Origin of the sequence: Sulfurospirillum sp., from assembly GCF_036802865.1 — a bacterium.
Classification (GTDB): Bacteria; Campylobacterota; Campylobacteria; order Campylobacterales; family Sulfurospirillaceae; genus Sulfurospirillum.
Map to the genome: position 1 here is coordinate 644,431 of NZ_DAIRVK010000002.1, position 13,990 is coordinate 658,420.

Annotated in this window: 14 protein-coding genes and 1 pseudogene; 3 read left to right on the top strand and 12 right to left on the bottom strand. The window is 38.1% G+C overall.

Features of this window, described 5'->3' with window-relative positions; all coding sequences use genetic code 11:
- Nucleotides 1-8 precede the first annotated feature (8 nt).
- The 10 genes and pseudogenes from mnmE to glmS form a co-directional block, all read right to left on the bottom strand.
- On the bottom strand, nucleotides 9-1,346 hold the full coding sequence (gene mnmE, locus V7Q04_RS07555; RefSeq protein ID WP_333804438.1) for a tRNA uridine-5-carboxymethylaminomethyl(34) synthesis GTPase MnmE: 1,338 nt from the start codon (nucleotides 1,344-1,346) through the stop codon (nucleotides 9-11).
- Nucleotides 1,343-2,290: a Jag N-terminal domain-containing protein gene (locus V7Q04_RS07560; RefSeq protein WP_333804373.1), complete on the bottom strand. Its 948-nt coding sequence runs from the start codon at nucleotides 2,288-2,290 to the stop codon at nucleotides 1,343-1,345. The genes mnmE and V7Q04_RS07560 overlap by 4 nt, the downstream gene beginning before the upstream one ends.
- On the bottom strand, nucleotides 2,287-3,876 hold the full coding sequence (gene yidC, locus V7Q04_RS07565) for a membrane protein insertase YidC (protein ID WP_333804374.1): 1,590 nt from the start codon (nucleotides 3,874-3,876) through the stop codon (nucleotides 2,287-2,289). Before yidC ends, V7Q04_RS07560 begins: the two co-directional genes overlap by 4 nt.
- 28 nt (nucleotides 3,877-3,904) lie before the next feature.
- Nucleotides 3,905-4,225: pseudogene (yidD, locus tag V7Q04_RS07570) on the bottom strand (membrane protein insertion efficiency factor YidD); the annotation flags it as partial.
- Nucleotides 4,222-4,560, bottom strand: coding sequence for a ribonuclease P protein component (gene rnpA / locus V7Q04_RS07575; protein ID WP_333804439.1), 339 nt, complete (start codon nucleotides 4,558-4,560; stop codon nucleotides 4,222-4,224). The pseudogene yidD and the gene rnpA, both read right to left, overlap by 4 nt.
- Entirely contained in the window at nucleotides 4,548-4,682 is a 135-nt protein-coding gene (gene rpmH / locus V7Q04_RS07580) for a 50S ribosomal protein L34 (protein ID WP_014769624.1), read from the bottom strand. Before rpmH ends, rnpA begins: the two co-directional genes overlap by 13 nt.
- 103 nt (nucleotides 4,683-4,785) lie before the next feature.
- Nucleotides 4,786-6,360, bottom strand: coding sequence for an AMP-binding protein (locus V7Q04_RS07585; protein ID WP_333804376.1), 1,575 nt, complete (start codon nucleotides 6,358-6,360; stop codon nucleotides 4,786-4,788).
- A 1-nt stretch (nucleotide 6,361) separates the two neighbouring features.
- A complete protein-coding gene (locus tag V7Q04_RS07590) occupies nucleotides 6,362-7,555 on the bottom strand; it encodes a glutamate mutase L (RefSeq protein WP_333804377.1) in 1,194 nt (397 codons plus the stop codon).
- The gene (locus V7Q04_RS07595; RefSeq protein WP_333804378.1) at nucleotides 7,552-8,916 is read right to left on the bottom strand and encodes a methylaspartate mutase; all 1,365 of its coding nucleotides are present in this window, start codon (nucleotides 8,914-8,916) and stop codon (nucleotides 7,552-7,554) included. Before V7Q04_RS07595 ends, V7Q04_RS07590 begins: the two co-directional genes overlap by 4 nt.
- On the bottom strand, nucleotides 8,913-9,317 hold the full coding sequence (glmS, locus tag V7Q04_RS07600) for a methylaspartate mutase subunit S (protein ID WP_333804379.1): 405 nt from the start codon (nucleotides 9,315-9,317) through the stop codon (nucleotides 8,913-8,915). Before glmS ends, V7Q04_RS07595 begins: the two co-directional genes overlap by 4 nt.
- Nucleotides 9,318-9,402: 85 nt before the next feature.
- Here glmS and V7Q04_RS07605 point away from each other — a divergent pair, with 85 nt between their 5' ends.
- Nucleotides 9,403-9,762, top strand: a complete 360-nt coding sequence (locus tag V7Q04_RS07605) for a hypothetical protein (protein ID WP_333804380.1) — start codon at nucleotides 9,403-9,405, stop codon at nucleotides 9,760-9,762.
- Nucleotides 9,763-9,775: 13 nt separating this feature from the next.
- Nucleotides 9,776-10,255, top strand: a complete 480-nt coding sequence (gene rraA / locus V7Q04_RS07610) for a ribonuclease E activity regulator RraA (protein WP_333804381.1) — start codon at nucleotides 9,776-9,778, stop codon at nucleotides 10,253-10,255.
- Here rraA and V7Q04_RS07615 read toward each other — a convergent pair.
- Nucleotides 10,224-10,676: a hypothetical protein gene (locus tag V7Q04_RS07615; RefSeq protein ID WP_333804382.1), complete on the bottom strand. Its 453-nt coding sequence runs from the start codon at nucleotides 10,674-10,676 to the stop codon at nucleotides 10,224-10,226. The two genes, rraA and V7Q04_RS07615, sit on opposite strands and share 32 nt — an antisense overlap.
- A gap of 74 nt (nucleotides 10,677-10,750) precedes the next feature.
- On the opposite strand from V7Q04_RS07615, the gene V7Q04_RS07620 reads away from it, so the two are divergent.
- Nucleotides 10,751-11,173, top strand: a complete 423-nt coding sequence (locus V7Q04_RS07620) for a hypothetical protein (RefSeq protein WP_333804383.1) — start codon at nucleotides 10,751-10,753, stop codon at nucleotides 11,171-11,173.
- A gap of 44 nt (nucleotides 11,174-11,217) precedes the next feature.
- Here V7Q04_RS07620 and V7Q04_RS07625 read toward each other — a convergent pair whose 3' ends face one another.
- Nucleotides 11,218-13,791 carry an ATP-dependent Clp protease ATP-binding subunit gene (locus V7Q04_RS07625; RefSeq protein WP_333804384.1) on the bottom strand — a complete coding sequence of 858 codons (2,574 nt, stop codon included), beginning with the start codon at nucleotides 13,789-13,791 and terminating at the stop codon, nucleotides 11,218-11,220.
- Nucleotides 13,792-13,990: the final 199 nt, after the last annotated feature.

Consider the following 13,990-nt stretch of genomic DNA (forward strand, 5'->3'; position numbering starts at 1 on the left):
AATCATATTTACTTGCCAAGACAAAAGTTGCTAAACATCTTCTCTAAAATCTCATCGCGTTCAAATGCCGTTGTAATAGAAGAGATGCTTTGTATCGCTTCATTGATGTGAAATGCAAAGAGTTCTAGCTCACCCTCACCCAAGAGTTGGTAAGAGCTCTGAACATTCTCATAGGCCTTTTGAACAGCATCAATTTGACGTGTGGACGTTAACATAATAGTATCATCACGCGTTGTTTGATCTAAAATTGTTTCAAGCTTTTGCGTTAGTTGATAACTGTCATTCTGACATGAAAGAGAAATAAAATCTGTCTCTAAGCGTTTTGTATCAAATTCATTTGGTAAATCAATTTTGTTAAGCACAATTAAAACGTGTTTTGAAGAAGCATACTGTTGAAGCAATGTTAACATTTTTTCATCTTCATGGTCACATGGTTTGCTATTATCAAACATCGCAATAACAATTTCAGACTCTTCAATTGCAGCAATAGAGCGCTCGATTCCGATCTTTTCTATCACATCATGTGCTTGTCTAATACCAGCAGTATCAACAATACGTACCAAATGTGTTCCAATACGAAGCTCTTCTTCAATGGTATCACGCGTGGTGCCAGCAATATCACTAATAATCGCACGATCGTAACTTAAAAGTGTATTTAAAAGGGAACTTTTACCAACATTTGGTTTGCCTACAATAGCGATTTTGAAACCATGCATCAGCCCTTGGCGACGTTTACTACTCTCATACGTTTTCAAAAGTTCTTTGGCTAAAGCATCTAGTTTTTCTTTGATTTTTTCAATCATATCAAGCGGTAAATCTTCTTCAGCGTAATCAATATTGACTTCAACAAATGCCAGCGTTTCTATCAATAATTCTCTTACATGTACAACAAAATGACGCAGTTCTCCTTTGAGCTGACGTGTAAGCATTTTCGCAGCATCAACACTTTTCGTTTCAATAAGTGCAGCTATTGCCTCTGCTTCTGAGAGATCAATTCTACCATTTAAAAAAGCCCGCTTGGAAAATTCTCCAGGATTGGCAAGCCTGACACCATATGCAATAAGTGTTTCTAAAACCATTCCAGCAACGACACTGCCACCATGGCATTGAAATTCAATGACATCTTCAGCCGTAAAGCTATGAGGGGCTTTAAAATAAATCACAATCGCTTGATCAATGGCATCATTGAACTGGTCATGTAAAAAAGTAAGCGTGGCAAGACGTGGTGCAAAGGTATCTTTATGAGATATTTTTTGAGCCAATACAAGGGCATCGGGACCACTAACGCGAACAATCGCGATGGAACCTACCCCTGCACTGGTGGCAATTGCAGCAATGGTATCTATGCGGTTTTCCTATTAAAATCATTGACAACGATAAACTTACCACCGTCTTTTCCAGATTTAATGCCAACATATTTTTCAGGAAATTCAGAACGAAGTGCTTCAAGTGCAATTTTAATCAAAACACCATCTAAAATTTTTGTTTGACCTTTTCCACTGTTACGAATACGCTCAATAACAGGAACAAGATACTTCTCGATCATCTCTTCTTGGTTTTTTAAAAATTCAGCAATTTCAAGGCGAATATTCAGACCGTATTTAAGGTTAATCCAGTTGTAAAGCAAATAAGAAAGTGCTTTGTAACGGTATCCCTCTTTTCCAATCAACAACGCAGCATCTTCACCACTAAATTCAATTAAAATCGTATCATCACTGTATTTAGAAATAATTGGGCTTTCCAATGTAAAACAGCTGTATTTAAAAAGGTTTTTAATCTGAACACGGACTTCATCAATAACATCGTTGAGTTCGCGTTTTTCATGATGAAAATTTTGATCGATAGCCGTAGATGCAATGGTATGTCTTGGTTCTTTAACAGGACTAGCTTTTGGTGTTTCAACTTTTACTTCAGGTTTTGGAGAAGCTACAATTGGAGCTTCCTTAGCAAGAAGTGGTTCAGAGCGTTTATTCTCAGGAAATTCTCTGTTCTTGTTTTTATTTCGTCTATTTTTATTGCGTCTATTACGATCTTTTCGTTCATCACCAAAAGGCGCATCTGCTTCAGTGCCCTCTTCTTTACGTGGAGCAACAAACTCTTTACGTTCACGCTCCAAAGGCTTAGAGCCTTTGCGTTGTACTTCGATGATAGCACTTTTTTTAAAAAGCCCAAGAAACCCGCTTGAGCCATTTTGAACAATGTTAATATCTAAATCTACGACCGAACAAGACAACTCACTCGCTGCTTTGGAGTAAGCTTCTTGGAGTGTTGCTGCTTCTACTTTGATCATTTTTCGACCTTTTGCTCTTCATGTTTTTTTGCGAAAAGTTTATTGACGTAAAACTGTTGTACGATAGATGCTAAGTTATTGGTAAACCAATAGAGTGTCAAACCTGCTGGGAACGAAACAAAGAAGAATGTAAAAATAAGAGGTAAAAACTTCATAATCTTTTCTTGCATTGGATCTGTAAACGTTGTTGGTGTAATACGTTGGTGCAAGAACATTGTAATACCCATAAGTACTGGAAGAATAAAGTAAGGATCTTTAATTGCTAAATCTTCTACCCAAAAGATCCATACGGCACCTTTAAGCTCAATTGCATTTTGTAAAACGCGGTATACTGCAAAGAATACAGGAATTTGAAGTAAAATTGGCAAACATCCACCCATTGGATTAGCACCATTTTTCTTGTACAGTTCCATCATGTGCGTATTAAGCTTTTGCTTATCATCAGCGTATTTTTTCTGCAACTCTTTGACCTTTGGAGCAAGTTCTTTAAGCTTGTTCATAGAGACCATACCTTTGTACGTCAAAGGGTAGAGTACTAAACGAACAATAATGGTCATACCTACAATAGCCCAACCCCAGTTACCAAAGATTCCGTGAAGAAATGAAAGAAGTGTAAAGAGCGGTTTAGAAATAAACGTAAAGAAACCATATTCTACAACATCGGTAAGTTCTGGGTTAATCGCTTTAAGTTTTACGTACTCTTTTGGTCCAATATAACCACTAAGTTTAAAATCTTCTTCACCTTTAACAAATAAAAGTGGGTCTTTATCTTTACCTACAGAAACAACACTCTCTAAGCCTTTGTCTAATTCATAAAAAAATGTGGTGTAATATTTATCAGCGCCTGCAACTATTTTTGTATTTGAAAAACGCTCATCACCTTTAGCATCGCCATCACTGATTGTTTTTACCGTGCCATCTGATTTTTTAATAAGTGCACCATGAAAAGTGTAGCTATCAAGGGCTAAACTTGGACGAAAACCAGGAGAAATAAAATATTCATTAGGAGATGAAAGCTTTACATGTAAATCATATTTGCCAGATGGGAAAAATGTAATGGTTTTGATGACATTAACATTGCCAAGTGTTTGTGTTAAAACAACGCTACTACCATTTTCACTGACATCCACTTGAGCTTTGTCAGCACTGTAAGACATGACAAATGCGTCTGCATTAATATTTTTATCACTAAATCGAATTTCAAGGGGTAAAAGTGCTTGAGAAGCATCGATAAGCTGAAAACGCTCACCTTTGTCATCTTTATATTTTCCCTCTTCAAGATAAAACTTTGCAATTCTGCCCAGTCGATCGATCTGAACTTCATAACCTGCTGCTTTGATTGTAGTGATAATTTCACTCTCTTTACCTGAACTCATTGGGGCAGATGTAACGTCTGCACTATTGGCTACTGACTTGACGTCAGGTGCACTAGTAGCAGATGAAGCATTTTTTTCAATTGAAGTTGAAGCAGTTTCAGGAAGCGAAGGATTTTTGGGGATAAAAAAATGATCATACAAAGCAAAAAATAAAAATGATAGTACAGTGGCAAGAATAATGCGCACTTGAGGAGTAAGTTTATCTGACACGAGATTCCCTTTATTTCGATGTTTTAAAAGATTTTACCACGTAAAAACTTTGCTTATCTTTTGGTACAAACCAAAAAGTTACTGGATGAATGTGTGGATGTTTGTGAGACAAGGGAAGAGGAGATGCAAAGTGTCTTTGAATGACAGGGTAATCAATTCCCCCAACAAAAAGCTGATTGCATTTCAAAATACGTATAAAACTATAAAAGATAGCTTTTAAAAAACTATTGTGTAGAAGCTGTTCTTTAGCGTATTGCGAACACGTCGGATAATACCTACAACTTCCATAGCCAATCAGTGTAAAAAACTTCTGATAAAGCTTTATCAACAACAGCGCTAAAGATTTCATTCTTTAACACAGTTTAATTTTTTCATAGACCATAATATACCTTTTTTCAAAGCTTCATACGATATATGATTTATCTTCTCTTTTGCTACAAAAACATACACGCCATCATTTAAAGTGTGTTGAATTTCTAAAAAAATAGCCCGAAGTCGCCTTTTGGCCAAATTTCGCTTGATAGCATTACCGACCTTCTTACTTGCCGTAAAGCCAACTCTTTTTGCTGTATCGTTATTGTAAAAGACTAAGGCACCTTCGTAGTGCCATTTTTTAGCATGGTTGTAAACGTATGAATACTCTCTTGTTGCCTTGAGAGTATCATAATCTTTTAAACGGCCAATCTGCTTCTACCTTTAGCACGACGTGCTGCAATGACTTTACGGCCACCTTTAGTTTTCATTCTAAGTCTGAAGCCGTGAGTGCGTTTTTTAGGTGTACTATGTGGCTGATACGTTCTTTTCATCAAAAGTTCCTTTAGCAAAAAATAATTTTAAGGTATGGATTTTACCTTAGCTTTACTTAAAATTGCATAAGCTTCGATTAAGAAGCGCTTTACATGTAAGTCTTTAGCGTAACTCCATAACCATTTTTTTTAGAACTTCTTTATCAATTTTTGCTTCGCTGGGACTGGTTTGAGGAAGCTTCTCTTTATAGAGAATGATGGAAGGAATCATATGATTTGGCAAATGCTTTTTCAATTCAAATAAAATCTCATTTTTGGGGATTTCTCTTATTGCACTGTAAACCATGACAATTTCTTCTTCTGTCTTCTCATTTTCAATCGAAAAAACAGCACATTGGCTGATCAATGGTAATTTATCATGCACAACACTCTCAATTTCATAAGGGCTGATTCTAAATCCACTGACTTTAATCATATCATCCTTACGCGAAACGAAGTAAAGGTAGCCCTCCTCGTCCCTGTAAACAAAATCGCCACTGGCAACGACGATTTCATCAGTCAAGTCACCCTCTAAATTGACTACTTTGTCTAAGATGGCAATGCTTTTATAACGTTTTTGCGTATCTTCTTTGGATTTCCAATAACCTTTGTAAATATACCCACCACGGTGAATCAACTCACCAATTTCTCGAGGCTGGCACTCAAGCCCTTGCTCATTAATAACATGAATTTCAACACCAGGGATCGGCTTGCCAATCGAATTGGGGCGAATTTTAAGTTGTGCCGGATCAAGATACGTTGAGCGAAACGCTTCAGTAAGCCCGTGCATGGAGTAAAACTTAGCAGTTGGATAGCGCTCTTCAATGTCCGAAATCATTTTAGGCGTAATTTTTCCACCCGAAGAGGTCACGATGCGCACATTTGCTAAAAGCTTGGCATTTGGGATGCGTTTAGGATCACTCTCAAACATTTGCGTAATGTGAGGAGGCATAAGTGGAAGAACCGTTACACCATCGTTGATGAGATGATTAAAAAAGTCTGCTGGAAGTACCAAAGAGTGCAGTGCCAGCGTCGCGTGATTGTAAATAGAACAGAAAAGTTGGTTAAGACCATAATCTAAGATAAACGGCAATGTCCCTGAAATAACATCGCTCTCTTTCAGCTCAAGGTAGTTTGAAGCCACTCTAGCACTGTCAATGAGATTACGGTGCGTGATGACAATACCACGAGGAAATCCCGTCAGTCCAAAACTATAGGTAATTGCTGCATTTTTGTAGTCACCAATGTTACATGTAAACGCATCACTGCAACATTTATAGATCTCCTCAAACGAGACGATGTCGCGCTCACTCGCTTCATACGTAATAATTTTGCCGCTAAATTTTATCTCATCAATGCTTTTGATCTTTGATTTATCGGTAATTATACACGCCATACTACAATCATTAATGATGTGTTCAACTTGCTCAGGCTTTAAAAGTCTTGAAATAGGTACAAAAATATGCTCGGTTGAGAGAAGTGCCAAAATAGCAATAATCTGCTCACTACTTTTATGCGAATAAATACCAATGCGTGATCCACTTGGCAGAGCAAGTTCACTGAGATATCGTGCTATTTGATTAACCTTGCGAAACACTTCACCATAGGTTAGTTTTTTAGCGCCATCAATGATCGCAACTTTATCAGGACATGTCACAGCCGCTTTTTCAATAAGCGCACGAATACAATTAATTGACATCTTAACTCCTCATATCTGTATTGTTTTGCATACCCAATGTCCAGATCGCATAGTCGTAATCCATAACAATATTAGGAGTAGCATGTAAATTCATAACTTTTTTATAGAAAAATTGCATAATCATCTCTACCTCTTCATAAGAAAGCACTTTGGTTATACCACCAGTTAATACGATAGTATTAAGCAATTCAAGATGCAGTGTCACATACAAAGGATTGAGTCTTGAAACCTTGTAAAGCACCAAAAAGATGGAAAGTTGCATCAAAATGCGCAAAGATTTCTCGCTCTCTTCTTCCAAAATATTCTCTGTAACATTCAGATACGACAACAACTCATAGACAAACTCATTGTTTTTGGCTGCAAAGATGAGTGTTTCGCGAGACTTAAAAACACCGAGCTTTTTAAAGACTAAGCGATCATATCCGCTTTCACTCACAATGTTATCGCGAACCAAGTCACGACTGTAATGAATATCCGTTGTAGCCCCACCGATGTCCACTACAATGAAGGGATTAACCACTTCAAAGTTTGCATCAATGAGCGGTAAAGAACGGTTAACGATGTACGGTGTTGAGTAGATTTGATTTGCTGTAATTTCATAAAGATGCTTGATGTCCTCTTTGCCCACGATGTCCGCTTGATAGAGATTTGTCAAGTACTCTTTGAGCTCGCCACCGTTTACATGTAACTTATCAGTGATGATGTTTCCAAGCACTTTAAGTTCTGGAATTTGCGCACTTAAAAATGATGCGTCTTGTTTCGTTCCCACATAGACAATATTGCTGTACTGCACATTTTTGAGGTAATCAAATAATTTTTCATCAAACACCTTGCCAATGCCATCAATTCCACCCACGATAATGACAACATCAACCAATTCACTAGGTGCCCTGCTCTCCTCTATCTTACTGTACAAAATCGTATCGATAATGTTAATGCCTGAATTAAACGCTATGTTTTTTGCAAACTTCAAACTAAAAGAGTTGGTAAGACCGATGATAAGCGTGCTTAAACCACCATTGGCAGAAGAGCAGATAAAAATATCTTCTTTCTTATAGTTTGCAAAAATGTTGCCGCACTTGGTGACCAAGTCATCGTAAATATCTTTCTTAAAATCCCTAAAATACTGACTGATACCGCTTGTTTGGCATACTTTAAAGTAGGTACTTCCTACATCGATGAGAAGTTTACTCATAGCATTGCCCCTATGTCATGGATAATTTTATTGATTACCTCTGTTTTGCTCTCCGGTAAATTGACCTTTGATTTTTCATACGCAAAACAGCGATCGGGTAGTGGAAGTTTGCCTTTTTCAATGATGCGGATATTGCCAGAGTCATCGCGAATCGTGATGACTTCGTTATGGTTGATAATATGCGGTGAAAAAGGGACATCGATCAAACCGTTTTTAATCGTATTGAACACTTTTCTCCACAAGGTATCGGCAGGGTCATTAAAAACAGCGTCCATGATAGCTCGAACTTCCAGCTCCAAGTTTTCCTCTTCCTCTGCATCATGCACTTGTGGAAGACCTTTGAGTGTACGAAGCGTGTATTTAGTGTTAGCGACCGATTGGGCGTTGCACTGCATGGTGGGGATACCAAAAGCCTCATCACGGGTTTTGATGATGATTTTGTCGGCTCGTACCATTGCCGCAATAACGGTATTGGTGTTAATGAGCGAATCAGAGAGGTTTTTATCTCTTGGAAATGCACCCATCCATTGGTGATACACAAGGTTAATAATGGCGTCGCTTCCACCAAACATATCGGCATACTCACGGGCTAGTTTTTTAAGCACGTTGGAAGTCACAATATCTTGCATCATCGAGCCATTTTGAGAAAAACTCACAGAAAACGACTTAACGCCCTCTTCAATGGAAAGCAGCATCTCGATGAGCTGAATGACGATGACAATGCACGGAGGAACGAGTGTCGCGGTCAATGGTCCAAAAGATTCACGGTTGATCGGCTCATTGAGCGTTGAGTATTTTGCACAGACTTTATCGACGTATTTCCAGTACAAAAAGGCTTTATCGAGAGGAAAGTTTTTGGAATATGGAAGCATATACGTAATCGGTCCACCTTCAATCTCAAAGATGCCCGAAGCTAGGGCTGTTTCAACTAAAAGCCTCGCATCGGGTGTGCCGTGGCGAAGACTAACGGGTTTATTAAAATGCGTCATCATTTTACGCGTGGTGCGATAACCATGATTAACCAGAGGATAGCCATTGAGCATATCCATTTCGTTCTCTTCGGAGAGTGTCAGCATCTTTTTGGCCATCGCGTAGTCATTGAGTCTGGTGTTACTATCAATGGTCAGAGGTAAGACGTCAATGTCCGCTTTCATAAACTCCTCATAGAGTTCAAACATCTTTTTATACGTTGGGAAACCGCCACGAGGCTGAACAAGAAGACGGTCTCGCTTTTTAAAATGATGGGAGATAAACATCTCTTTATTGGCATTGCGAATAAAATCTTCAATCTCATCAAAATCAAAACTATCGGCATACTCGTTGCGGGTAATGACATCACGCTCTTTTTGGAGTAAACTCATGCTCGCTCCTTTACAAAACGCTCTATCTCATCAAGCCCCGTATTGAGATCAATTTGATGAAAGACAAGATCGAACCCATAAGATTTATATTTGGGGATAATATCACTCTGAGTGGCTTCACCTACAGCTAAATTGCCACCGATTACAAAAATGACATCTTTAAGCGCATATTCGGAACGCAAAAATTGCAAGTCTCGGCACCAGCCCTCCGCTTCGCCATTAAGAGAAGAGATAAGCAGTATGTCTGCATCTGTTTCAACAACAGCATCAATAAACTCTTCCAAAGAAGTATTGACACCAAGGTTAAACACCTCAAAACCTCTTGCTTGTAATGATATATCGATGAGTCTGTTTGCGACGACATGGATATCATTACCTACGACACCTGTGACTACTTTCATAAGCGAGCCTAAATTTTGGATAATAGCTCATTCTATCTTAACGTGATTAAAGATATAATTAACACAAATCTTCTAAAGTGAGTCTATGTCAAAAAAAGCCTTTTTAGTGCTCATTCTTCTCATTTTGAGTTTTCAAAGTATGCTCATTGCCTGTGGCGGAAGCTGTTTGGAGTGCCATTCTAAACTTCAGCCTTACATCAACGATCAAAACCATATTGTTTTAAATGAGTGCATCACCTGTCACAATCAACCTTCAAAGAATGGTCAATGTGGTAGAGATTGCTTTGATTGCCATTCACAAGAAAAACTCTATGCAAACAAAGAAATCATCGCACATCAAGAACTAAAGCTTTGTGCATCATGTCATAAAGAAAAAGTCGATTTTACGCTTCCAAAACATTCACCCATTTCCAATCAACCAAATCTAATACAACTTTTTAAATAAACTAGGAGCAATTATGAAATTTTACACGGCAGATCTTTGCGATAAATACCCTGACAATATTCAGGTACTTGAGCCCATCATGAAGTCATACGGTGGTGCTAAACGCGTTATGGGACAAATCGTAACCGTAAAACTTTCAGGACACAATAAAACATTGGTTGAACTGCTTAAAAGTGAAGGAAACGGTCAAATTGCCGTTGTTGATGTCGATGCTACATACACCGCCGTTGTTGGTGATAACCTTATGAAATTTGCTTACGAGAACAATTGGGCAGGTATTATCATCAACGGCTATGTAAGAGATACCAAAAATACGAAAGAGATTGATGTCGCTCTTTTTGCATTAGGAACGTGCCCAAAAAAGACGATGGAAGCCTGCGAGGGATCTTTACATGTAAAGGTAATTTTTGGAGGTGTTAGCTTTAATGAAGGCGATTATCTCTATGCCGATCGCGATGGTATTATTGTGAGTCAGACTCCATTGGAGATGTAACCAAGCATTTTTGCATAATCTTTTTCCAGTCCACATCAAAGGGTTTACGTATAAAAGCTTTGGTGTGGGGAACTATGCACGCCGAACAATCCAAATGTGCCACATTTTCATACACAAATATCCCACTCTTTTTAGAACCAATCGAACACTTACTTTTACATGTAACGCCCTCTTCTACACTCAGCCCTTTATCATTGAAGCGAAAATGAGGACACGCACACAAATAACAGTTAAGAGATTTAATGTCATGGCACTTTTGTTTGTTAGCATACAACAGACAAAAATCAGGTTCTTTCTCCACCATGTTTTCAAAGAGAAAATAATCAATCATCATCTCTTTTGTATAGTTTTGAGCACTCAATTTTTGAACAATGACATGATGTTTGTTAGCATGTGTTTCAAACCACTCCAAATAGCTCATAAAATTTGCATTTCCTTTCAAAAAGTGGCCTCTATCTTGAAGATTTTATTGTAAAATTCCGGCAAAGGAATGATATGAAAAGATTATTGGTTATTTTAGCACTAATTTCGAGACTCGTTGCTGATGATGCAAATGATTTAGACGAAATTAAAGAGGAAGACATCCCTAAAATTCTCTCCATTATTAAAGATGGCACCAAAGAGCATTTACCGATGATGTTGGATGATTACACAACACTGGTTGATATTGTTAGTGTTAATAACGCCATCGAATATAGAAACCGTATCAATTCCGCAAACGAACATGTCAAAACAATTCTCAAAGCCGATAAAGGCACGCTGATTAAAACAACCTTTGAAAACAATAAAAGCTATCTTTGCAATGATTATGAAACACGTTCACTTTTGAAAAAAGGGGCTGTTTTTATTTATGTCTTTTTTGATATGAATAATACAGAACTTTTTAAATTCTCTATTCAAAATAAAGATTGTCAGTAACTTCTTACATGTAACACGCTTACATGTAAGAAGTATTTACTTTTTTAGTGCTTGTTGATAACGATCTCGCCATCTTTGGCATCGATGATGATGCTCTCACCTTCATGCAATTTCTCTTCTAAAAGAAGCTCAGCCAATTTATCTTCGACCAGTTCATACAAAGCACGCTTAAGTGGACGTGCCCCATACACTGGGTCAAATCCAGCTTCTGCTATCAATGCTTTTGCCGCAACCGTAAGTTCTGCTTTAATCTCTTTACCCGCAAGTTTTGTTTCTATATCTTTGAACATAATGCTCACAATTTCTCGCAAACCATCTTCTGTTAATGGATTGAAGATAATAATGTCATCCAAGCGGTTTAAAAACTCAGGTTTAAAGTGACTTCTAAGCTCTTTCATGACTTCCTCGGTGCGTTTTTCACCCTCGTAAGCCATAATCTTATCACTTGCAATGTTGGATGTTAAAATAATGATGGTGTTTTTAAAATCAACCGTCACACCTTTATTGTCCGTCAAACGCCCTTCATCAAGGACTTGTAGCAAAATGTTGAAAACATCCGGATGCGCTTTTTCAATCTCATCAAAAAGTACGACACTGTAAGGTTTGCGACGCACAGCTTCGGTGAGTTGTCCACCCTCATCGTACCCTACATAACCTGGAGGTGCACCGACTAAACGACTCACGGAATGTTTTTCCATGTATTCACTCATATCAAAACGTATCAGTGCTTTGGTTGTGTCAAACAAGAAGTTAGCCAGAGCCTTTGCACTTTGCGTTTTACCCACACCTGTTGGTCCTAAAAAGAGGAAACTACCAATCGGTTTATTTTGCTCGCTCAGTCCTGCTTTATTGCGTTTAATCGCTCGACCAATTGCCTTGATTGCAGCATCTTGTCCCACAACCTCTTTTCTAAGATGCTCTTCAACGGCTAACACTTTCGCTTTTTCGCCTTGAAGCATTTTATTAACAGGTATACCTGTCCATTTGCTAACAATGGTTGCTATCATCTCTTCATCAACACTGTTTTTCAAGAGTGTTCCACTCTCAACCATTTTTTCCCACTTAGCTTTAAGGTCTTCCTCTTGTTTAACAAGCTCAGGTAATTTGCCATACTCTATCTCCGCGGCTTTGTTAAACTCACTGTTTTTCTTAGCCGTCTCTGCTTCACGTCGCAAGGCTTCTGATTCTGTTTTAATCGCAGCAATGTCATTAAAGACACTCTTCTCTGTTTCAAACTGAACTTCTAAAGAGCGCATTTTCTCTTTGGCATCGCCCAACTCTTTTTCAATGGCATGTAAACGTTCATCGTTCTTTTTGTTTTTCTCCATCAAAAGCGCTTCTTTTTCTACCATCAACGTACCAATCAATCTTTTAATACGACTAAGCTCTGTGGGTTCACTCTCGATTTGCATCTTAAGTTCAGCCGCCGCTTCATCAATAAGATCAATCGCTTTATCCGGTAAAAAACGATCACTGATGTATCGTGAACTGAGTTTTGCCGCTGCAATAAGCGCTGAGTCCATAATCGTAACATGATGATGCGCTTCAAGGCTCTCTTTAATACCCCGTAAAATCTGTAATGCTTCGTTGATGCTGGGTTCATTCACTGTAACAGGCTGAAAACGGCGTTGTAACGCTGCATCTTTTTCAAAATATTTGCGGTACTCTTTCAGCGTTGTCGCACCTATGGTATGAAGCTCTCCACGCGCCAGAGCAGGTTTGAGAATATTCGCAGCGTCCATACTTCCTTCGCTGGCACCCGCACCAATAATAGTATGAATTTCATCGATAAACAGAATAATATTGCCACTTTTTTTCACTTCATCAATCACTGCTTTAAGACGGTCTTCAAACTCACCACGGTACTTTGCACCTGCGATTAAGGAACTCATATCCAAAGCGACGACACTTTTATTTTGAAGGCTTAGAGGTACATCGTTATGTGCAATTCTAAGTGCCAACCCCTCTGCTATCGCTGTTTTACCGGTTCCTGGCTCACCAATTAAAATCGGATTATTTTTGCTCTTTCGAATCAAAATTTGCATCATTCGACTTATCTCTTCATCACGTCCGATGACAGGGTCAAGCTTACCTTCACTGGCTAATTTGGTTAAATTGATACCGTATTTTTCAAGTGATTCAAGGTTTTCATCGGCACTTTGTTTATCAATTTTTTTACCACCACGAAGTGCTTCAAGGTTTTTCTTAAACTGCAATAGATCAAGGTATTTTCCAAGAATTTTTTTGAGCGGATCACTATCGATATTAGCAAGTAACCATGTATCTACGGAAAGGTAACCATCGCCTTTTTGTTTCATCAGTCCTTCGGCTTTTTGCAAAGATTCGACAAGAACACGTGAAATAGTAATATTTTCCTTGGTGACATGCGAAGCCGTTGGTAATTTTTGGACTTCACTTTTAATTTCAAGTTCTATCGCACTCTTATCAATATTCATTTTATTAAAGACTTGATTGAGTATAGAAGCTGAATTGGTAAGGAGTCCCCACGTTACATGTAAAGACGTTGCTTCTTGATTTTTAGAATGCAGAGCAAGGCTAATAGCGCTCTCTATCGCTTCTCTCATTTGGTTAGTCAATTGTTCAAAAAGTGAGTTCATTGCATCTCCTAATTTTTTCTATAATTCTACAACTTTAGTCTATTGATGTCAAGTTTATTTAGCAATATAGCATTATGCTTATCAAGCGAACACCTTCACTTCATAGTTAAAATAAATTAAAATATTAAACTATGTTCAATCAAGCTTTCATAGAAGTTTTAGGGAAACTGCACTATAATCGTTCTCCAAAGAATACGCA

Coding starts and splice junctions, on each gene's coding strand:
- V7Q04_RS07560 (WP_333804373.1), bottom strand. CDS start 2,290: ATGATCAAAGTAGAAGCAGCAACACTCCAAGAAGCTTACTCCAAAGCA.
- rpmH (WP_014769624.1), bottom strand. CDS start 4,682: ATGAAAAGAACGTATCAGCCACATAGTACACCTAAAAAACGCACTCAC.
- V7Q04_RS07585 (WP_333804376.1), bottom strand. CDS start 6,360: ATGTCAATTAATTGTATTCGTGCGCTTATTGAAAAAGCGGCTGTGACA.
- V7Q04_RS07590 (WP_333804377.1), bottom strand. CDS start 7,555: ATGAGTAAACTTCTCATCGATGTAGGAAGTACCTACTTTAAAGTATGC.
- V7Q04_RS07595 (WP_333804378.1), bottom strand. CDS start 8,916: ATGAGTTTACTCCAAAAAGAGCGTGATGTCATTACCCGCAACGAGTAT.
- glmS (WP_333804379.1), bottom strand. CDS start 9,317: ATGAAAGTAGTCACAGGTGTCGTAGGTAATGATATCCATGTCGTCGCA.
- V7Q04_RS07605 (WP_333804380.1), top strand. CDS start 9,403: ATGTCAAAAAAAGCCTTTTTAGTGCTCATTCTTCTCATTTTGAGTTTT.
- rraA (WP_333804381.1), top strand. CDS start 9,776: ATGAAATTTTACACGGCAGATCTTTGCGATAAATACCCTGACAATATT.
- V7Q04_RS07615 (WP_333804382.1), bottom strand. CDS start 10,676: ATGAGCTATTTGGAGTGGTTTGAAACACATGCTAACAAACATCATGTC.
- V7Q04_RS07620 (WP_333804383.1), top strand. CDS start 10,751: ATGAAAAGATTATTGGTTATTTTAGCACTAATTTCGAGACTCGTTGCT.
- V7Q04_RS07625 (WP_333804384.1), bottom strand. CDS start 13,791: ATGAACTCACTTTTTGAACAATTGACTAACCAAATGAGAGAAGCGATA.